General features: G+C 61.1%; 19 protein-coding genes. 12 read left to right on the forward strand and 7 right to left on the reverse strand.

The window, feature by feature from the left end; genetic code table 11:
- The first annotated feature begins 39 nt into the window (after window positions 1–39).
- Window positions 40–963, forward strand: a complete 924-nt coding sequence (rfbA, locus tag ACKJSM_RS27120; protein ID WP_410239379.1) for a glucose-1-phosphate thymidylyltransferase RfbA — start codon at window positions 40–42, stop codon at window positions 961–963.
- A gap of 98 nt (window positions 964–1,061) precedes the next feature.
- Here the strand turns inward: rfbA and ACKJSM_RS27125 are convergent, their stop codons facing one another.
- A complete protein-coding gene (locus ACKJSM_RS27125) occupies window positions 1,062–2,207 on the reverse strand; it encodes an LLM class flavin-dependent oxidoreductase (protein WP_410239380.1) in 1,146 nt (381 codons plus the stop codon).
- 125 nt (window positions 2,208–2,332) lie between these two features.
- On the opposite strand from ACKJSM_RS27125, the gene ACKJSM_RS27130 reads away from it, so the two are divergent.
- From ACKJSM_RS27130 to ACKJSM_RS27160, 7 genes are all read left to right on the forward strand, one after another.
- Entirely contained in the window at window positions 2,333–3,238 is a 906-nt protein-coding gene (locus ACKJSM_RS27130) for an NAD(P)-dependent oxidoreductase (protein ID WP_410239381.1), read from the forward strand.
- Window positions 3,239–3,468: 230 nt separating this feature from the next.
- The gene (locus tag ACKJSM_RS27135; protein WP_236182751.1) at window positions 3,469–4,626 is read left to right on the forward strand and encodes an oxidoreductase; all 1,158 of its coding nucleotides are present in this window, start codon (window positions 3,469–3,471) and stop codon (window positions 4,624–4,626) included.
- Between the two features lie 135 nt (window positions 4,627–4,761).
- Window positions 4,762–5,862 (forward strand): efflux RND transporter periplasmic adaptor subunit, encoded by a 1,101-nt coding sequence (locus ACKJSM_RS27140; protein WP_236182750.1) that lies wholly within the window; start codon window positions 4,762–4,764, stop codon window positions 5,860–5,862.
- Window positions 5,859–8,936: a MexW/MexI family multidrug efflux RND transporter permease subunit gene (locus ACKJSM_RS27145; protein WP_410239382.1), complete on the forward strand. Its 3,078-nt coding sequence runs from the start codon at window positions 5,859–5,861 to the stop codon at window positions 8,934–8,936. The genes ACKJSM_RS27140 and ACKJSM_RS27145 overlap by 4 nt, the downstream gene beginning before the upstream one ends.
- Window positions 8,937–8,945: 9 nt before the next feature.
- On the forward strand, window positions 8,946–10,397 hold the full coding sequence (locus tag ACKJSM_RS27150; RefSeq protein WP_410239383.1) for an efflux transporter outer membrane subunit: 1,452 nt from the start codon (window positions 8,946–8,948) through the stop codon (window positions 10,395–10,397).
- Between the two features lie 130 nt (window positions 10,398–10,527).
- Window positions 10,528–10,893, forward strand: coding sequence for an ArsR/SmtB family transcription factor (locus tag ACKJSM_RS27155; protein ID WP_410239384.1), 366 nt, complete (start codon window positions 10,528–10,530; stop codon window positions 10,891–10,893).
- Window positions 10,894–10,967: 74 nt separating this feature from the next.
- Window positions 10,968–11,525 (forward strand): chorismate--pyruvate lyase family protein, encoded by a 558-nt coding sequence (locus ACKJSM_RS27160; protein ID WP_410239385.1) that lies wholly within the window; start codon window positions 10,968–10,970, stop codon window positions 11,523–11,525.
- 52 nt (window positions 11,526–11,577) lie between these two features.
- Here the strand turns inward: ACKJSM_RS27160 and ACKJSM_RS27165 are convergent, their stop codons facing one another.
- The 5 genes from ACKJSM_RS27165 to ACKJSM_RS27185 all read right to left on the reverse strand — a co-directional run bounded on the left by ACKJSM_RS27165 (window position 11,578) and on the right by ACKJSM_RS27185 (window position 14,500).
- Window positions 11,578–11,853, reverse strand: a complete 276-nt coding sequence (locus ACKJSM_RS27165) for a LysR family transcriptional regulator (RefSeq protein ID WP_007953837.1) — start codon at window positions 11,851–11,853, stop codon at window positions 11,578–11,580.
- 59 nt (window positions 11,854–11,912) lie between these two features.
- The gene (locus ACKJSM_RS27170) at window positions 11,913–12,422 is read right to left on the reverse strand and encodes a flavin reductase (RefSeq protein ID WP_221615006.1); all 510 of its coding nucleotides are present in this window, start codon (window positions 12,420–12,422) and stop codon (window positions 11,913–11,915) included.
- Window positions 12,423–12,568: 146 nt separating this feature from the next.
- Entirely contained in the window at window positions 12,569–12,946 is a 378-nt protein-coding gene (locus ACKJSM_RS27175; protein WP_410239386.1) for a MerR family transcriptional regulator, read from the reverse strand.
- Window positions 12,947–12,997: 51 nt separating this feature from the next.
- On the reverse strand, window positions 12,998–13,573 hold the full coding sequence (locus tag ACKJSM_RS27180) for an NAD(P)H-dependent oxidoreductase (RefSeq protein ID WP_410239387.1): 576 nt from the start codon (window positions 13,571–13,573) through the stop codon (window positions 12,998–13,000).
- Window positions 13,574–13,618: 45 nt separating this feature from the next.
- Entirely contained in the window at window positions 13,619–14,500 is an 882-nt protein-coding gene (locus ACKJSM_RS27185) for a LysR substrate-binding domain-containing protein (RefSeq protein WP_410239388.1), read from the reverse strand.
- A gap of 82 nt (window positions 14,501–14,582) precedes the next feature.
- On the opposite strand from ACKJSM_RS27185, the gene ACKJSM_RS27190 reads away from it, so the two are divergent.
- Window positions 14,583–15,347: a sulfite exporter TauE/SafE family protein gene (locus ACKJSM_RS27190; RefSeq protein WP_410239389.1), complete on the forward strand. Its 765-nt coding sequence runs from the start codon at window positions 14,583–14,585 to the stop codon at window positions 15,345–15,347.
- Here the strand turns inward: ACKJSM_RS27190 and ACKJSM_RS27195 are convergent.
- A complete protein-coding gene (locus tag ACKJSM_RS27195; protein WP_236182740.1) occupies window positions 15,337–15,651 on the reverse strand; it encodes a putative quinol monooxygenase in 315 nt (104 codons plus the stop codon). The genes ACKJSM_RS27190 and ACKJSM_RS27195 overlap by 11 nt on opposite strands.
- 200 nt (window positions 15,652–15,851) lie before the next feature.
- On the opposite strand from ACKJSM_RS27195, the gene ACKJSM_RS27200 reads away from it, so the two are divergent.
- The 3 genes from ACKJSM_RS27200 (at window position 15,852) to ACKJSM_RS27210 (ending at window position 18,411) form a co-directional block, all read left to right on the forward strand.
- The gene (locus tag ACKJSM_RS27200) at window positions 15,852–16,442 is read left to right on the forward strand and encodes an NAD(P)H-dependent oxidoreductase (protein WP_236195756.1); all 591 of its coding nucleotides are present in this window, start codon (window positions 15,852–15,854) and stop codon (window positions 16,440–16,442) included.
- A gap of 60 nt (window positions 16,443–16,502) precedes the next feature.
- Window positions 16,503–17,414: a LysR substrate-binding domain-containing protein gene (locus ACKJSM_RS27205; RefSeq protein ID WP_410239390.1), complete on the forward strand. Its 912-nt coding sequence runs from the start codon at window positions 16,503–16,505 to the stop codon at window positions 17,412–17,414.
- A gap of 103 nt (window positions 17,415–17,517) precedes the next feature.
- Window positions 17,518–18,411 carry an NAD-dependent epimerase/dehydratase family protein gene (locus ACKJSM_RS27210; RefSeq protein ID WP_410239391.1) on the forward strand — a complete coding sequence of 298 codons (894 nt, stop codon included), beginning with the start codon at window positions 17,518–17,520 and terminating at the stop codon, window positions 18,409–18,411.
- Window positions 18,412–18,710 lie beyond the last annotated feature (299 nt).

Here is an 18,710-nt window from a genome sequence, read left to right on the forward strand (position 1 = left end):
TTCAGTCATTGAACTCTCACTGCTTGAAAGGAAAAAAGCATGGCCAAGTACAAAGGAATTCTGCTGGCGGGCGGCGCCGGTTCGCGTCTGCACCCGATCACCCTGGGCGTCTCGAAACAGTCGCTGCCGGTGTATGACAAACCGATGATTTACTACCCGCTGTCGGTGCTGATGCTGGCGGAAATCCGCGAGATCCTGATCATCTCCACCCCGGAAGATCTGCCGGGCTTTCAGCGCATGCTCGGCGACGGCAGCCAGTTGGGCCTGAGTCTGAGCTACGCGGTGCAGCCAAGCCCGGACGGCCTCGCCCAGGCGTTCATCATCGGTCGCGAATTCGTCGGTGAAGACAACGTCTGCCTGGTGCTGGGCGACAACATTTTCTACGGCGCCGGCTTCGGTGAAACCCTGCTGCAAGCTGCTGCCCGCGACGAGGGCGCCACCGTATTCGGCTACTACGTGGCCGATCCCGAGCGCTTTGGCGTGGTGGAGTTCGATGCCGCCGGCAAGGCCCTGAGCATCTGCGAAAAACCGAGCGAGCCCAAGTCCAACTACGCCGTCACCGGCCTGTATTTCTACGACAACGAAGTGCTGCAGATTGCCGCCGATATCAAGCCGTCGCCGCGCGGCGAGCTGGAGATTACCGACGTCAACAACGTCTACCTGCAACGCGGCAAATTGAACGTGTCGGTGATGGGCCGTGGCATGGCCTGGCTCGACACCGGCACCCACGATGCGTTGATGGAGGCCGGCAATTTCGTCCAGGCCATCGAGAAACGCCAGGGCCTGAAAATCGCCTGCCTTGAAGAGATCGCCTACCACAAGGGCTGGATCGACGACGCGCAATTGCTGGTGCACGCGGGCAGCATGAGCAAGACCGGTTACGGTCAGTATCTGGCCCGTTTGATCCACGATGACGTGGTGGTGGCGATGGATGCGCAGCGCCCGTTGAAAGGCGCTGCCTGAACAAGTGTGGGAGCGGGCTTGCTCGCGAAAGCGGACTGCCAGTCAACGAGATTGTTGAATGTGCCGTCCCCTTCGCGGGCAAGCCCGCTCCCACAGGGTCAGTGGCCGGTCACGCTATCGTGTCGCGGAGCCTTCACGTCGGAGCGCGGATCGGTAGGTTGCGTTTGCAACTCGTGCAAACGGGCCAGGCGATTGGCGTGAGTCGGCGCCTCGGCCGCCAGTGGCGAACGACGTTTGCGGGTTTCTTCACGCAGCACCGGCAGGACTTCCTTGCCGAACATGTCGAGTTGTTCCAGCACGGTTTTCAGCGGAATGCCGCCATGGTCGAACAGGAACAGCTGGCGCTGGTAGTCGCCGAAGTACTCGCGGAAGGTCAGGGTCTTGTCGATGATTTCCTGAGGGCTGCCGACGGCCAGCGGGGTCATTTCCATGAACTCTTCCAGGGACGGGCCATGGCCGTACACCGGGGCGTTGTCGAAGTAGGGACGGAATTCACGGCGCGCATCCTGCGAGTTGCGACGCATGAAAATATGCCCGCCGAGACCGACGATCGCCTGCTCCGGCGTGCCGTGACCGTAATGGGCAAACCGCGCGCGGTAGAACTCCACCAGCGCCATGAAATGCTCCCGGGGCCAGAGGATGTGGCTGGCGAAAAAACCGTCGCCGTAATACGCGGCCTGCTCGGCGATTTCCGGGGTGCGGATCGAGCCGTGCCAGACGAAGGGCGGCAGATCATCGAGGGGCCTGGGGATCGAGGTGAAGTTTTTCAGCGGTGTGCGAAAGCGTCCGCTCCAGTTGAGGTCTTCTTCGCGCCAGAGCCGGTGCAGCAGGCGATAGTTTTCCATCGCCAGTGGCAGACCGTCGGCGATGCTTTTGCCGAACCAGGGGTAGACCGGTGCGGTGTTGCCGCGGCCGAGCATCAGGTCCATGCGGCCGCCGCAGAGGTTTTGCAGCAGCGAATATTCTTCAGCCAGACGCACTGGATCGTTGGTGCTGATCAGGGTAGTGGACGTCGAGAGAATGATGCGTTGGGTCTTGGCTGCGATGTAGGCCAGCAGTGTGGTGGGAGAGGAGGTGATGAACGGGGGATTGTGGTGCTCGCCGGTGGCGAACACGTCCAGTCCGATGTCTTCGGCCTTCTGCGCAATTTGCAGGGTGGCCTGGATGCGCTCGGATTCGCTGGGGGTACGGGCGTTGGTAGGGTCTTGTGTGACGTCGCCAACGGTGTAGATCCCGAATTGCATAAAGCCTCCTTGCCTTGGGTAAAGGTGTGTTTGAAACCCTTGCCGTGAAGAATGAATCATCGCGGCACTTGAAATGTACGCCTGTACACGTACAATCGCAATTCTGCATCATCGTCTGAACGGCTTTGAACACCTCATCGAGAGAGGAACGCGACATGGAACTGGGATTTATCGGTCTGGGCACGATGGGCGCACCGATGGTGCTGAACCTGCTGAAAGCCGGGCATCGGGTCCGCGTGTGGAATCGTTCGTCGGCACCGCTGGAAGCACTGGCCAAGGCCGGCGCCGAACCTGTCGAGTCACCGGCGCTGGCGGCGAAGGCCGAGGTGCTGATTTCGATGCTCGGCGATGACACGGCAATCCGCTCGGTGTTCTTCGACGCCAAGGCGCTGGATGGGCTGCAGGCCGGCAGCGTGCACGTCAACATGTCCACGGTGTCCGTGGCGCTGGCCAGGGAACTGGCGGTCGTGCATGAAGCACGCGGCGTCGGTTACGTGTCGGCACCGGTGCTGGGGCGGGTCGATGTGGCGGCTGCCGGCAATCTGAACATTCTCGCCTCCGGGCCTGCCGAGGCTCTGGCCCGGGTACAGCCGTTGTTCGATGTGCTGGGGCGCAAGACCTGGACGCTGGGCGACACGGCCGAGGTGGCCTGCGCTGCCAAACTGTCGGCCAACCTGATGATCGCCTCGGCAATCGAATCCATGGCCGAAGCCTCGACCCTGGCCGGCGGGTACGGCATCCGTCGCGAGGCGTTCATCGAGATGATCACCTCGACCCTGTTTGCCGTGCCGGTCTATCAGGGCTACGGCAAGCTGATGGTCGATGAAACATTCGAGCCGGCCGGTTTCAAATTGTCGTTGGGCCTCAAGGATGTCCGCCTGGCGCTGGAAGCCGGTGAAGCGGCGCAGGTGCCGCTGCCGTTTGCCAGCGTGTTGAAGGACAACCTGCTGGACGGCATGGCCCATGGTCAGGCCGATCAGGACTGGGCCTCACTGTCGAAAGTCAGTGACCGGCGTGCCGGCGTGAAGTAATCAAAAAGTTTCAAACCACGTAACTTGTGCGCAAGTTACGTTGGCCTCTTGCGCCTTGGGTTATTGTCGGACAGTGATTGCTCTTTTATTGGGAAATGAAAGAAGTCTGATAATAGTGCTTGTCAAATGTACGACTGTAGACGTACATTTTTATCGGGGTTTGACAACAATAAAAGTTCTGTCTGTTTTTTCGTCTGCTGATCGTAAATAAATAATAGCTAGGAGCCGTTATGAAAAATCTAATGCAATGGAACAGCCTTCCCTCCGAATCCAATGAATGGCTCGAGAAGGTGCGTGCACTGAATCCGCTGATTATTCAGCACCGCGATTACAGCGAGCAGACCAACGCGACGCACAAGGATGTGATGTCCCGATTCTTCAAGGAAGGTTTTGGCCGGACCTCGGTGTCCAAGGCGTTCGGCGGGTCCCAGGTCGATATCCAGACCACCTCGGCCCTGCTGTTGGAATTCGCCCGTTTTGACGCCTCGCTGTCCTGGCAGCTGGCGGTGCAAGTGGCGATGGGGCGCCTGTCGGACTACCTGCCGGAAGCCACTTCCGAAGCGATCTACAACCACTGCGACGGTTTCGTGATCGGCGCCATCCACTCCGGTGGCGAAGCGCTGCCGATGGGCGACGAGTACCTGTTGAGCGGCAAATGGGCGTTCGCCAGCGGCTCGGCCCACGCCGACTGGCTGGTCTGCACCGCCACCGTCAAAGGCACCGAAAACAACACCACCCCTGAAGTGCGGATGTTTTTCGTCCCCGCCAGCCAGTGCACCATCCTGCCGACCTGGGACACCCTGGGCATGCGCGGCACCGGCAGCCATCACTTCCAGTGCTCCAACGTGATCGTCCACAAGTCTTTCTCGCTGGACGTCGAAACCCTCAAACAATCCCCCGAAGCGCGCAGCTCCCGGGCCTACGCCACCGGTTACTACGAGTTCGGCACCCTGGCGGCGATGTCCACCGTGCTGGGCGTGGCCCGGGCCGCGGTCGACCATTTCCGCAACGATCGCGCCGTGAACACCGATCCGGGCCTGGAAGGGGTGATCTTCGAGAAGACCGGTCGTGCCATCTCCTCGGTGCACACCGCACAACTGCTGCTGGAAGATGCGATCCATCAGGTGATCAACCGTGGTGAAACCATCGGCGAACCGGTCAGCGCCCGCGTCGGCCTGGCCGCCTCGGTGCTGACCGAGAACTCGGTCAATGCGGTCAACCAGATCTACGCGATGGCCGGTTCCAAAGCCGTCTACAAGTCGCACTTCCTGGAGCGTTGCTTCCGCGATATTCACACCGGTTCCAAGCACTTCACCCTGTCGCCTTTGAACTTGCACGGTATCGGCAAGTATTACCTGGATAAAACCAACGTACTGGCCGCGGCGTAACAGCGGATAAATAAAGCGGGCGCGTTTACAAGTGAAAGTTCACAGGGATCGATAACGCGCCCGCCTTAAGTTGCACCTTTATTTTCTTAAAACTCAAACTTTTGTGCTCGCAGCAAAGAGTCAAGGGAGTGCCACATGCTTGCTCGAAACATTATCAAGTCGCTGATCTTTATTGTTCTTGTGGTGGTGTTGTCCGCTGCACTGGGCTGGCGTTTCTGGTCGCCACCACCGGCGGCGGCCGAGCAACGGATCCCCAGCACCCGGGTTGGTCTGGCCGTGGTCAAAAAACAACCGTACACCTACTACCTGGAAGCCATCGGCAAACTCGAAGCCCAGCGTCAGGTGCTGGTGTCGGCTGAAGTCAGCGGCAAAGTGGTGGACATTGATTTCGAGTCTGGCGATGAAGTGAAGGCGGGGCAGGTGCTGCTCAAGCTCAACGACGCGCCGGAGCAAGGCGAACTGGTGCGCCTCAAAGGCGAGTACGAATCGGCCAAGGCCCAGTTCGCCCGGGTTCAGGAACTGGCCAAGACCGGTGCCGAAAGTCGTCGCGCCTTCGACAGTGCCCGCGCTCAATACGACGCGGCCAAGGGCGACATGGAGCGCATGCAGGCGCAGATCGCCCAACGTCATATTCGTGCGCCGTTCGCCGGCACCCTCGGCATTCGCCAGGCGCACCTGGGCCAATACCTGCAAGCCGGCAGCGCGGTGGCGACTCTGACCGATCCGGGCGTGCTGCGGGTCAACTTCACCCTCGCCGAACGCGACGGCTCGCAAGTGCAACTGGGCCAGACCGTGCAGGCCAAGGTCGATGCCTGGGGTGATGTGACCTTCACCGGCAAGATTGTCGCGGTCGATCCGCAGATCAACCAGTCCCACACCATCAACGTGCAAGCGGTCATCACCGACACGCAAAAACGCCTGCGTCCCGGCATGTATGCACGCGTCTCGGTGACCCTGCCGCAGACCGCCGAGCTGCTGATTCCGGAAACCGCGATCACCTACAACGCCTACGGCGAAAGCGTGTTCTCGGTCTACACCGACGAAGCCGGCGTGCAGAAGGTCAAGCGCGAAAGCATCAAGGTCGGCGAGCGCCGCAATGGCTGGGCGGTGGTCGACAAGGGCCTGACCGAAGGCGTGCAAGTGGTGACGTCCGGTCAGCTCAAACTCCACGACGGCGTGGCGGTGGAAGGTGTCCCGGACACGATTGCTCTTAAACTCAGTGGGCTGGAAAAATGAATTTCACCGACCTCTTTCTTCGCCGCCCGGTGCTGGCCGTGGTGGTCAGCACGCTGATCCTGCTGTTCGGGGTGCGTGCGCTGATGAACCTGCCGATCCGCCAGTACCCGATGCTGGAGACGTCGACCATCACGGTCACGACCCAATACCCCGGCGCCTCCTCGGAACTGATGCAAGGCTTCGTCACGCAGCCGATCAGCCAGGCCGTGGCCTCGGTCGAGGGCATCGATTATCTGTCGTCGGCCTCGACCCAGGGCCGCAGCCAGGTGACGATCCGCATGGCACTGAACAGTGACTCCATCGCGGCGCTGACTGAGGTCATGGCCAAGGTCAACCAGATCAAATACCGCTTGCCGAAGGACGCTTACGACCCGGTGGTGGAGCGCACGTCCGGCGGCTTCACCAGCGTGGCCTACGTCGCGTTCGCCAGTTCCAACCTGACCATTCCGGAGATGTCGGATTACATCTCCCGCGTCGTCGAACCGATGTTCGCCGGCATCGAAGGCGTGGCCAAGATCAACATCATGGGCGAGCAGAAACTGTCCATGCGCCTGTGGCTCGATCCGCAGCGTCTGGCCGGTTACGGCATGACCGGGCAGGACGTGTCGGCGGCCATCGAGGGCAACAACTTCCAGGCCGCACCCGGTCAGGTCAAAGGCCTGTACGTGGTCAGCAACCTGCGGGTCAACACTGACCTGAACAGCGTCGAAGATTTCCGCGACATGGTGCTGCGCAACGACAACGGCCACATCATCCGTGTGCGTGACGTCGGCACTGTGGAACTGAACGCCGCCTCCACCGACACCAGCGGCGCGATGAGCGACGTACCGGCGCTGTTCCTCGGCCTGGACGCCGCACCGACCGGCAACCCGCTGGTGATCGTCAAACGCGTGCGCGAATTGCTGCCGCAGATCCAGGAAACCCTGCCACCGGGCGTGACCGTGCAGATCCCGTTCGAAGTGGCGCACTTCATTCAGTCGTCGATCGATGAGGTGAGCTACACCCTGCTCGAAGCGCTGGTGATCGTGGTGCTGGTGATCTACCTGTGCCTGGGCACATTCCGCACCGTGTTGATTCCGCTGGTGACGATTCCGCTGTCGATGCTCGGCGCGGCGATGCTGATGCAGATGTTCGGCTTCAGCCTCAACCTGCTGACCTTGCTCGCCATGGTGCTCGCCATCGGGCTGGTGGTGGACGACGCCATCGTCGTGGTGGAAAACGTCCACCGTCACATCGAAGAGGGCAAGAGCCCGTTCGAAGCGGCGCTGATCGGCGCGCGCGAAGTGGCGGGGCCGGTGGTGGCGATGACCTTCACCCTGGCGGCGGTGTATGCGCCGATCGGTTTGATGGGCGGCCTCACCGGCACGCTGTTCAAGGAGTTCGCCCTGACCCTGGCCGGTGCCGTGGTGATCTCCGGCATCGTCGCGCTGACCCTGTCGCCGATCATGAGTACCCGTCTGCTGGACGCGAAAACCAGCGAAGGTTTCATGGCGGTCAAGGCAGATCGATTCTTCCAGTACCTGTCCCGTCGTTATGGCGCGCTGCTCGGCGGTTCGCTGGCGCGGCGCTGGATCAGCCTGAGCGTGGCGCTGGTGATCTTCTTCAGCCTTCCGTTTCTCTATCGTTCGGCGCAGACCGAACTGGCGCCGCTGGAAGACCAGAACATCCTGCTGACTGCGATCAAGGCGCCGCAGCACGCCAACCTGAATTACCTCGAGGCCTACGCCCACGAGCTGTACAAGACCTTCAACGAAATCCCCGAGGGTTACAGCAACTGGGTGGCGAACGGTTCGGACGGGCTGTCCAACAGCGTCGGCGGGATCAACCTGGTGGACTGGGAAAAACGCGGCCGCGACGCCAACACCATCCAGCCTGACTTGCAGGCGCGGGTGAACCAGATCGAAGGCACGAGCATTTTCGTGTTCCAGATGCCACCGCTGCCGGGCTCCACCGGTGGTCTGCCGGTGCAGATGGTGATCCGCAGCGATCAGGAATACCTGGCGCTGTACAACGTGATGGATCAGCTCAAGCAAGCCGCGCAGGCCAGCGGTCTGTTCGCGGTGGTCGACAGTGATCTGGACTTCAACAATCCGGTGGTGGAAATCCAGGTCGACCGGGCCAAGGCCAACGCGCTGGGCATCCGCATGCAGGACATCGGCGAAACGCTGAACAGCCTGATCGGCGAGAAGTACGTCAACCGGTTCTCGTTCCACGGCCGTTCCTATGACGTGATTCCGCAGTCGGTGTCGGCGGATCGCCTGACCCCGGAAACCCTGAAGCTGTATTACGTGAAGGATCAGAAGGGCAATCCGGTGCCGCTGTCGACGCTGGCCACCCTCAGCGTCAAGGTCGAGCCGAATCGCCTGACCCAGTTCAATCAACAGAACTCCGCCACGTTCCAGGCCATTCCGGCGCCGGGCGTGACCCTGGGTGATGCGGTGGCCTTCCTGCAAAAACAATCGGAAGGTTTCCCGGCCGGCTTCAGTTTCGACTGGCAGTCCGACGCCCGCCAATACATACAGGAAGGCAACAGCCTGGCGTTCACCTTCGGCCTGGCCCTGGTGATCATCTACCTGGTGCTGAGCGTGCAGTACGAGAGCTTCCGCGACCCGTTCATCATCCTGATCAGCGTGCCGTTGTCGATCTGCGGGGCTCTGGTGCCGCTGGCGCTGGGCATGACTTCGATGAACATCTACACCCAGATCGGTCTGATCACGCTGATCGGTCTGATCAGTAAGCACGGGATTCTGATGGTCGCGTTCGCCAACGAGTTGCAGCGCCAGCAAGGCATGGACCGCGTGCAAGCGATCCAGCACGCCGCGCAGGTGCGTCTGCGGCCGATCCTGATGACCACCGCTGCCATGGTGGTCGGCCTCGCGCCGCTGTTGTTCGCCAGTGGCGCAGGCGCCAACAGCCGCTTCGGCCTGGGCCTGGTGATTGTGGTGGGGATGCTGATCGGCACCTTGTTCACTCTGTTCATTCTGCCGTCGGTGTACACGCTGCTCAGTTCGATCAAGCAACCGAGCCACGCACCCGAAGCCGAACCGGCCGGTGTGCCGCAACCCATCCTGTGAGGACGTGACATGCATTCGATTACACGTTTGATGCTGGCGCCGCTGGCGGCGTCCATCCTGTTGGCGGCCGGTTGTGTGAACTACGCCGGGATCGATCATCAGGGCAAGTTGCTGGCGGTCGGCGATGCGCCGTCCGACAGCCTGAAAGACAAATTGCCGCCGGCCCAATGGCCGCGTGCGGACTGGTGGACATCGCTGGGCGATCCACGTCTGGGCGCGTTGATCGAAGAGGCGTATGCCAGCAACCCGGACTTGCAGGAAGTCGCTGCCCGGGTCGCGAAGGCCAACGCATTTCTCGACCTGCGCGACGCCGAGCGTTATCCGGAAATGGAGGCGTCGGCGGGTGTCACGCGCGGTCGTTTGTCGCGCTTCGAGGACTACAGCGGCGAGGGCCACCAGTACTTCACCGCACGCAATCTGGCGGTGAATTTCAGCTACACCTTCGACCTCTGGGGCGGCCAGCGTGCCGCCTGGGAATCGGCGCTCAACAGCGCAAGAGCCGCGGAAGTCGATCTGCAATCGTCGCGGCTGATTCTCGCGGTCAACGTGGTCAAGGCCTACAACCAGTTGGCGTATGCCTGGCAGGTGTCGGAGCTCAATCAGCGGGATCTCGAACGCCTGAGCAAACTGGTGGAGCTGACGGATTCACGTTACGGCTCGGGCCTCGACAATCTGTCGCAACTCAAGCAGGTGCAGAGCCTCAAGGCGCGTTCGGAATCGACCCTGATCGGCGCCAACGAAGACATTGAAATGGCTCGTCTCCAGTTGTCGGCACTGATCGGCAAAGGTGTTGATCGTGCGCGCACCCTTGAGCGGCCATCGAATCTACAGGCCAGCGTGGTGGCCTTGCCGGCGCAGTTGCCGGCCCAGTTGTTGGGCCGTCGTCCGGACATCGTCGCCGCGCGCTGGCGCGTGGAGGCCGAGACTAAAAACGTCGAGGCGGTGAAGACCACGTTCTACCCGAACATCAATCTGGTGGCGGCGGCGGGTTCCCATGCGTTGACCGGCGATGCGCTGTTCGCCGGGGTCAGCAAGTTCTGGAACGTGGCGCCGACGGTGTCGCTGCCGATCTTCGATGCCGGGCGCTTGCGTTCGGATCTGAAGGCCGGCAATGCCGAACTCGACAGCGCCATCGCGCAGTACAACCGGGTGTTGAATTCGGCGCTGCACGAGGTGGCGATTTCGGTGACGCAGCTGCGTTCGTTCGAGCAGCAGATCGTCGTGCAGCGCGATGCCTGTGCGATTGCCCAATCGTCTTACGATCTGTCGCAGTCGCGCTATAAGGCCGGGGAGGACACGTTCCTCGATGCACTTAACATCGAGCAACAATTGATTCAGGACGAAATGCGCCTGGCCTTCCTCAACAGCAAGCACATCGACAGTTCGGTTTCGTTGATGGCAGCGCTGGGCGGCGGGTTCCAGGCGCCTGCCCTGGTGACCGCGCAGAGCAGCGATTTGTAGTTGTTTTGCGGGACGCCGCCTCCGGGGCGGCTGTCGCGGGGAAAAAACATCTTGTGTATAGTCTTACTGTTCTCGTATAGACGAATACAAGCCGGATTTTTCCCGCCTATATCATCAAGGGTACCTACCTATGAACGTCCCGAATCATCCCAATCAGGATCAGATCCTTCTGGATAATGTGCTGAATGCATTGGGAAGCCCGCTACGCCTGACCGTGTTGAAAGTGTTGTCCGATGGCCAGGAACATCCGTGCGGGCGGATCCTCAAGGGCGCATCGAAGTCGACCATGACCCATCACTGGCGGGTCCTGCGCGACAGCGGTCTGATCTGGCAGCGCCCTCACGGTCGGGAAAACTTGCTGTCCCTGCGTCGTGAAGACATGGACGCGCGTTTTCCGGGCCTGCTCGACTCGCTGCTGTCGGCGGTCAAGACCGATGAACAGACCATCAGCGTCATCAGCAAACACGAAGTGACCGAAGAAGTCGGAGCCGAGTGACAGACACCGCCGGTGAAGGGTTGACCTTCCACGGCAACCAACAATTCACCATCACCAGGAAGGTGTTAGCGGGTATGGATACACGTCATTACTGGTCATCGCGACCGCTGTCGGAATTGACCGGCTCCGAGCATCACTGGCTGTTTTTGCCCGGGGCCTTGACCCCGCGCCTGAAAGCCATGGGCGATTATTCAATCGAAGTCGTCGAGCAGTCCCATGGCCCGCTCAATCCTGAAGAAGCACAAGCGCTGAACGTGCCACCGGCCACCCCTGGCTGGGTGCGCGAAGTGGTGATGAAGCTCGATGGCGAGGCCTGTGTCACGGCGCGCAGCCTGACCAGTGTGCCGGCGCTGAACAGCGACTGGGCGGAGCTGAACGGCTATGGCCGTCGACCGCTGGCCGAGATTCTCTACAGCTCGGAGCAGACCCTGCGCGAACCCTTCCAATGTGCCTTGCTGCCGCCCGGTGCGCCGTTGGCCGCGCTGTCCTATCGCTTCGCGCCACAGGCCAAACGTCTGCTGGCCCGACGTTCGCGTTTCACCCGCAATGGTTCGGCGCTGCTGGTCAGCGAGTGCTTTCTGCCGGCGTTCTGGGCTCGGGTTGAATACGCTCAGGCGCTCAAGTCGGCCTGACAAAATGAAACCTGCGGAAGCGAACCCCCGCAGGTTTTTTTTCGCCGGTTTTTCAGAGCCGGATCACCGCTTCGATCTGCTTGATGGCTGGCGTCAACGCCTGTGCCAGTTGCTCGGCTTTCGAGGTCGGACGCATGGTTCTCGACGAGCGCAGAAACAACGGATCATCAAACCGCTTGCGCAGGCGTGCCAGCGATCCGCTGATGGCGGGTTGTTTGACGTGCAGGCGTTCGGCCGTGCGGGACACGCTGCGTTCGCGAAACAGCACCAGGAAAATGATGATCAGGTTCAGGTCGATATCCGCGAAGTTGTCTTCATTGAATAGCATGGTTACATCCCTGTCATGACCCGCCGGCCGGCATCAGCCGAGGCCGGCGGGTGTCTGGATCACTGCTCGGGTGCCAGGCGCAGTTGGTCGTTCAGACGGTAGTAACTGCGGTTGAAATAGACCAGGCCTTCCGTGGCCTCGCTGTGTTGCTGCAGTTCGAGGATTTCACAGTAGAAGATGCTGTGAGTGCCGACCTCGTCGACCTTGCTGACCCGGCAATCGAGGCTGACCAGCGCCTCTTCGATCACCGGCGAACCGGTCTTGAGCGTCTGGCAATTCACGCTGGAAAAACGCTCCTGCATGCTCAACTGCCGATTGGCGAATGCGCCGGAGGTCGACTGATGGTCGCCGGTCAGGACGTTCACGCACAGCACGCCATTGGTCTTGAAATGCTCGTGATTGGACGACGAGCGATTGACGCACACCAGCAGCGTCGGCGGTGAATCCGTCACGCTGCACACCGCCGACGCGGTAAAGCCGAAACGCCCCGCAGGGCCATCGGTCGTGACGATGGTGACGGCACTCCCCAGCATCGCCATTGCATTACGAAACTCCGTTGAATCAACCATCGCGTCACCTCATTCCATGTAGGTTTAATGGAGCCGATCCGTTCTTCCTTGTCCGTTGTCGTTGTGCGAAAACGGGTATCGGGCAACACGTTCGCTCTGGCGATATAGTACGTATGTATCCGTACCTTGCAAGCTATTCCTTGTGCTTATTTTGCGATCGATACCCTCGACAGGCATTGCTGTTGCGCGTGTTCCAGACTGGCCTCCAGCGCGCTCAGTTCCTCTTGCTGTCGGCTGAGTTTCATCAGATGCGCCGCGATCTCCTGTTGCTTGCCGGCAATCGCGCGGCGGGCCTTTTCATAGGGCGTCAGTTCCGGTTGGCCGGCAAAGATCGCCTGCAATTCCCTGAGGCGAAAACCCAGCCCCTGTGCGCATTTGATAAAGCTCAGCAGTTCGACCGTCTGCGGGTCGTAAACCCGGTATTTGCCCTGGCGCGGGGCCTCGGGCAGCAGGCCGATCGATTCGTAATGGCGGATGGTCTTGATCGTGGTTCCCGAACGCTGTGCGGCCTGGCCGATGTACATGTGCAAATCCCTTTTCTCCGTCAGCGGGCATGCGCACCAATAGCGGAAAACTCAATGGCGGGCAATCGATCCGGCCTGCTGCAGCCAGGTTTCGCGCTGATGGTCGCTGGCGTCGAGCACCGGCCCGAAGGTCAGTGTCCGGCGCGGTTCGATCCCGCAGAACGCCAACGTGTTCCTTCGTACTTCGTGCAGGCCGGGCATGCGATAGATCCAGCGGTAATACCAGGGCGGCGTGTCCATAGTGACCAGCAAGTGAGCGCTGCGACCGCGCAAGAGTTTGTCGGGAAACGCTTTGCCCTCGCGGTATTTGAACGCGAAACCCGGGAGCAGGATCCGGTCGAAAAAACCTTTGAGCAGCGCCGGAATTCCACCCCACCAGATCGGGTACACCAGCGTCAGGTGTTCGGCCCACAGCAGGTCGGCCTGGGCCTGGAGCAGATCCGGTTCAAGGGTCTGAACCTGACGGTAACCTTCGCGCAGGATCGGGTCGAAATCGAGTTGGCCGAGAGCGATTTCCCGCACCTCGTGCCCGGCCGCGCGGGCCGATTGAGCGTAACGTCCGGCCAGTGCCGCGCAAAAACTTTCGCTGGATGGATGGCCGAGAATCAACAAAATCCGCTTGCCCATCATGACTGCCCCTGAGGAAGAAACCCCAAGGGTAAAGTCTGCCCCTCAGGGCAGAGTCAAGGCGTCGAGCACGGCGCGGGCATAAGCGGGGAGGGCGGCGAAGTCCCGGGCGCACAGCAACAGTTTGCGCATCGCCCAGCCTTCATTCATCGGCAGGGTCTTGAAGGCTTGCGGCGCGGCGCGCTGAACCGCCGCCAGCGGCACGATACCCAGACCGGCACCTCGGGCCACCATGCGCATCACCCCGTCGAAACCATCGGCGCGGATACGGATCTGCATCCGCGAGCCGCTGTGCAGGGCCTGTTCTTCCAGGTACACCGCCAGCGCGCTGTTGATGTGCAGCCCGACAAAGTCGTGGTGCAGGGCGTCGCTGAAGCTGACTTCGCTCGCGTCAGACAGTGGGTGTTCCAAAGGCAGAATCAGCACCAGCGGATCATCGCGAAAGGCTCGGGTCTGCAAGTCGGTGGTGTCGATCGCGTCGGACACAATGCCCAGATCCGCCGCGCCCTGACGCAAGGCATGCGTGATGCGGGCGCTGGGCAGTTCCTGCAGATCGATGTCGAGGTTTGGGTGCTCGCGCAGGAAATCCGCCAGCACCTCCGGCAGGTATTCGCTGAGCGCCGTGGTGTTGCACAGCAAGCGCACCTGGCCTTTGACGCCGCGCGCGTATTCGGCCAGATCCTGTTGCAGACGTTCGGCCTGTTGCAGCAACACCCGCGCATGTTGCGCCAGGGCTTTGCCGGCCGGCGTCGGTGTGACACCACGGCGCCCGCGCTCAAGAAACTCGGTGCCCAGCGACGCTTCCATCGCCCGGATCCGCGCACTGGCCGCCGCCAGCGACAGATGACTGCGCGCAGCGCCGGCGGTGATGTTGCCGCTGTCGAGAATGTGCAGGTACAGGCGCAGGTCGGTGAGGTCGAAGTGCATCGGTCGTGACTCTTGCTGAGAGAGAGGCTGCCTCAGTGTATGACAGATTTTCAGTTCATCCGCGCAGGCGCAAAGTGTGGCCATGAACGCACTCGCAGATTTCTATCAACACCTCGGACTGGCCCTGTCATTGCTGGTGATCGCGACGTTTGTCGTCGCTGGCGTGATCAAGGGCGTGATCGGTCTCGGCCTGCCCACTGTCGCCATGGGTCTGCTCGGTCTGGCTATGGCACCGTCGCAGGCTGCGGCGTTGCTGATCATTCCGGCGACCCTCACCAACGTCTGGCAACTGGCGTTCGGCGGGCATTTGCAGGGGCTGGTGAAACGCTTGTGGCCGATGCTGTTGGCGATCTTTCTCGGCACGGCTGTTGGCACCTTATGGATCGGCATGGCGGGCGGGCATTGGGTAGTGCGCGGGCTCGGCGCGGCGTTGTTGCTCTATGCGCTGAGTGGATTGTTCCTGCCGGCGCTGCGTGTCAGTCGCCGCCATGAACCGTGGCTTGGTCCGCTGTGTGGCGTGATCACCGGCGTCATCACTTCGGCCACGGGGGTGTTCGTGATTCCCGCTGTCCCGTACATGCAGGCGCTGGGCTTGAGCCGCGATGAACTGGTGCAGGCGCTGGGCCTGTCCTTCACCGTGTCGACCCTGGCATTGGCCGGCGGATTGCTCTGGCGCGGGTCGCTCGGCGGCGCAGAATTGAGCGCCTCGCTGCTGGCCCTGATTCCCGCTGTCCTCGGCATGCTGCTCGGCCAATGGCTGCGCCAGCGCATCAGCGCCGTGCTGTTCAAGCGAGTGTTCTTCATCGGTCTGGGCGCGCTCGGCGCCCATCTGCTGATCAGCGGTTAGCGGACGACGCGCTGAGCATTTCAATCGGGCGGATATCGAAATCCCGCTCCAGGTATTCCATGCGCTGGGCCAGAAACTGCTGCATGTGCGGCAGGTTCGAGTGCACGTCCAGATGTGCCTGGCTTTCCCATATCTCGTAGAAGATGAACAGGGTCGGGTCTTCCTGGTCGCGCAGCATGTGGTACTCGATGCAGCCGGGTTCGGCGCGGCTCGGTTCGACATAAGCGCGGAAAAACGCTTCGAAGGCCTCGGCTTTTTCCGGGCGGGTCTTGGCGTGCAGGATGAAACCCTGGCGTTCGCTCATCGCAAAAAACTCCTCAGATTCAGATGGTGGCCAATCCTACGGCAACAATCGGCAATCGATTCGTGCGTTTTACTCAAATGAATTTTGCGCAACCGGTGCTTATTCCGCGCGAGGCGGATCGCTAATCTGCTGCCATTCCATTTTTCCCTTCTCCATCCAGCGCTCTGCGCTGCGCATCGGAATCCGATCGAGGCTCACCCATGAAAAAAGTGCTGTTGCTCAATGGCGGTAAAAAATTCGCCCACTCGGACGGTCGCTACAACACCACCCTGCACGAAGCGGCGCTGAGCGTGCTGGATCGTGGCGGCGTCGACGTCAAGACCACCTTCATCGACGAGGGGTACGACGTCGCCGAAGAAGTCGCCAAATTCCTCTGGGCCGACGTGATCATTTATCAGATGCCGGGCTGGTGGATGGGCGCACCGTGGACCGTGAAAAAGTACATCGACGAAGTCTTCACCGAAGGCCACGGCAGCCTCTACGCCAGTGATGGCCGTACCCGTTCGGATGCTTCGCAGAAGTACGGCAGCGGCGGTCTGATCCACGGCAAGCAATACATGCTGTCGCTGACCTGGAACGCGCCGCAGCAGGCGTTCGATGACCCGACCGACTTCTTCGAAGCCAAAGGCGTGGACGCCGTGTACTTCCCGTTCCACAAGGCCAACCAGTTCCTCGGCATGACCGGCCTGCCAACCTTCCTTTGCGTGGACGTGATGAAGCGCCCGAACATCGAAGCGGATGTGGCGCGCTACGAGCAGCATCTGACCGAGGTGTTTGGCCTCAAGGCCTGACGCTCGGCTACTATCGAAGGCCTGAGCTTGCGCAGCAGGCCTTTCGATTCGAGGACACCCGTGAAAGCCAGATCCGATGAGTTGCAGATTTTCGTCTGCGTGATCGAATGCGGTTCGATCTCCGCCGCTGCCGAGCAGGTCGGACAGACGCCGTCGGCGGTCAGCCGCACGCTGTCGCGGCTGGAAGCCAAGCTCGACACCACGCTGATCAACCGCACCACACGGCGCATGGACCTGACCGAAGAAGGCAAGTATTTCTTCGAACAGGCCAAGTTGATCCTCGACCAGATGGATCAACTCGAAGAGCGCCTTTCTTCACGCCAGCAGACGCCCTCGGGACGGCTGCGGATCAACGCCGCGTCGCCGTTCATGCTCCACGCCATCGTGCCCTACATCGACGAATTCCGTCGGCTGTACCCGGACATCCAGCTCGAACTCAACAGCAACGACCTGATCATTGACCTACTGGAACAAAGCACCGACGTCGCCATCCGCATCGGCACCCTCGCCGATTCGACGTTGCATGCCCGTTCGCTCGGTTGCAGTCCGCTGTTGATCGTGGCCAGTCCCGCCTATCTGGAGAAACACGGCACGCCGCTGGAAGTGGCCGATCTGAGCGAACACACCTTGCTCGGCTTCACCCAGAACGAAGGCCTCAACCAGTGGCCGTTGCGTTACGTGCACGGCGACCGCTGGCCAATCACCCCGGCGATCAGCGCCTCCAGCGGCGAGACGGTTCGCCATCTCGCACTGGAAGGCCAGGGCATCGCCTGCCTCTCGCATTTCATGACCATCGACGACATGCGTGCCGGGCGCCTCAAGGTCTTGCTGGCGGAGTTCAACAGCGGTTATCGCCAGCCGATCAACGCGGTGTACTACCGCAACTCGCAGCTGGCGCTGCGCATTCAGTGCTTCCTGGATTTCATCCAGAGCAAACTGGCGGCTTACGCCAGCGCTGATTTCAAGGGCTGATTCGTGATCCCTGCGCAACAGTGATTTGGTTGTGGGCGGGTTTTTCCACCGGGTTCGCCGGTCGATACTCGCTCCATCACTTATCCACGCAGGGAGTTTCTCCATGAACGTATTCGTCACCGGCGCTGCCGGTTTTATCGGCGGCTCTATCGCCACCGGTCTGGTCCAGGCCGGTCACACCGTCACTGGTCTTGTACGCAGCGCCGAACAGGCCGATGAACTGAAAGCGCTGGGCATCACCCCGGTGATCGGCACCCTCGACGACAACGCATTGCTGGCCGAACAGGCCCGCGCCGCCGACGCCGTGATCAACGCCGCCAGCAGCGACCATCGCGGCGCGGTCGAAGCCTTGCTCGATGCCCTGCGCGGCTCAAACAAAGTGTTCCTGCACACCAGCGGGTCGAGCATCGTCGGCGACGCCTCGGGCGGCAAATCCAGCGACGTCATCTACTTCGAAGACAACCTGCCGGAGCCCACCGTCGACAAGGCCGCACGGGTGGCCATCGACAACCTGATCCTCGCCGCCGCGCAGGACGGCGTGAACTCGGCCGTCATCTGCAACACCCTGATCTACGGCCACAGCCTGGGCGTCAATCGCGACAGCGTGCAGTTGCCGCGCCTGTTGAAACAGGCTCGCAAAAGCGGTGTGGTGCGTCACGTCGGTACCGGCCAGAACATCTGGTCCAACGTGCACATCGACGACGTGGTGGCGCTGTACCTGCTGGCCCTGAGCAAAAACGTCCCGGGCACCTTCTACTTCGTCGAAAGCGGCGAAGCGTCGTTCATCGACATGACCACCGCCATGGCCCTGGCCCTGAATCTGGGCCAGCCACAAGACTGGCCGTTGAAAGACGCCGAAGCCGAGTGGGGCTACGAAATGGCCAACTACGGCCTCGGCTCCAACAGCCGCGTCCGCGGCAAACACGCCCGCGAACTGCTCGGCTGGGCGCCGAAGCGCACGTCGGTGGTTGAATGGATTCGTAACGAAATGGTGTGAGGGTTGATTAAACCCGAGAGGGCTTTGCGACTAACCTGTGAACGGCTGCCTTTGGGCAGCCGTTTGTGTTTTTGGATTTGTCTTGGCATCGGGGCAAATCCCCGGCGCTTTTCAATGTTCAGTGGCATCAGGAGGGGCAAGGATGGTTGATCGTTATGATGCCGAGGGCTCGCAAAGTTCTTATGAACCAGGCTCCGACGAACAGGTACTGAGCAATAAATTAGGTTCATCACGGATTGCCGGGAAACACGCTCTTGATCTTCATGAAAAAGAATTCGCTATCCCGGTAACCGTACGCC

Source organism: Pseudomonas sp. PHC1 (assembly GCF_046487845.1).
GTDB lineage: Bacteria > Pseudomonadota > Gammaproteobacteria > Pseudomonadales > Pseudomonadaceae > Aquipseudomonas > Aquipseudomonas sputi.

Excerpts from the sequence above, each read along its gene's own strand:
- ACKJSM_RS27190 (WP_410239389.1), top strand. The coding sequence starts at position 14,583 with ATGAACGCACTCGCAGATTTCTATCAACACCTCGGACTGGCCCTGTCA.
- ACKJSM_RS27185 (WP_410239388.1), bottom strand. The coding sequence starts at position 14,500 with ATGCACTTCGACCTCACCGACCTGCGCCTGTACCTGCACATTCTCGAC.
- ACKJSM_RS27170 (WP_221615006.1), bottom strand. The coding sequence starts at position 12,422 with ATGGTTGATTCAACGGAGTTTCGTAATGCAATGGCGATGCTGGGGAGT.
- ACKJSM_RS27180 (WP_410239387.1), bottom strand. The coding sequence starts at position 13,573 with ATGGGCAAGCGGATTTTGTTGATTCTCGGCCATCCATCCAGCGAAAGT.
- ACKJSM_RS27175 (WP_410239386.1), bottom strand. The coding sequence starts at position 12,946 with ATGTACATCGGCCAGGCCGCACAGCGTTCGGGAACCACGATCAAGACC.
- ACKJSM_RS27210 (WP_410239391.1), top strand. The coding sequence starts at position 17,518 with ATGAACGTATTCGTCACCGGCGCTGCCGGTTTTATCGGCGGCTCTATC.
- ACKJSM_RS27125 (WP_410239380.1), bottom strand. The coding sequence starts at position 2,207 with ATGCAATTCGGGATCTACACCGTTGGCGACGTCACACAAGACCCTACC.
- rfbA (WP_410239379.1), top strand. The coding sequence starts at position 40 with ATGGCCAAGTACAAAGGAATTCTGCTGGCGGGCGGCGCCGGTTCGCGT.
- ACKJSM_RS27200 (WP_236195756.1), top strand. The coding sequence starts at position 15,852 with ATGAAAAAAGTGCTGTTGCTCAATGGCGGTAAAAAATTCGCCCACTCG.
- ACKJSM_RS27150 (WP_410239383.1), top strand. The coding sequence starts at position 8,946 with ATGCATTCGATTACACGTTTGATGCTGGCGCCGCTGGCGGCGTCCATC.
- ACKJSM_RS27145 (WP_410239382.1), top strand. The coding sequence starts at position 5,859 with ATGAATTTCACCGACCTCTTTCTTCGCCGCCCGGTGCTGGCCGTGGTG.
- ACKJSM_RS27165 (WP_007953837.1), bottom strand. The coding sequence starts at position 11,853 with ATGCTATTCAATGAAGACAACTTCGCGGATATCGACCTGAACCTGATC.
- ACKJSM_RS27135 (WP_236182751.1), top strand. The coding sequence starts at position 3,469 with ATGAAAAATCTAATGCAATGGAACAGCCTTCCCTCCGAATCCAATGAA.
- ACKJSM_RS27140 (WP_236182750.1), top strand. The coding sequence starts at position 4,762 with ATGCTTGCTCGAAACATTATCAAGTCGCTGATCTTTATTGTTCTTGTG.
- ACKJSM_RS27195 (WP_236182740.1), bottom strand. The coding sequence starts at position 15,651 with ATGAGCGAACGCCAGGGTTTCATCCTGCACGCCAAGACCCGCCCGGAA.
- ACKJSM_RS27155 (WP_410239384.1), top strand. The coding sequence starts at position 10,528 with ATGAACGTCCCGAATCATCCCAATCAGGATCAGATCCTTCTGGATAAT.
- ACKJSM_RS27160 (WP_410239385.1), top strand. The coding sequence starts at position 10,968 with ATGGATACACGTCATTACTGGTCATCGCGACCGCTGTCGGAATTGACC.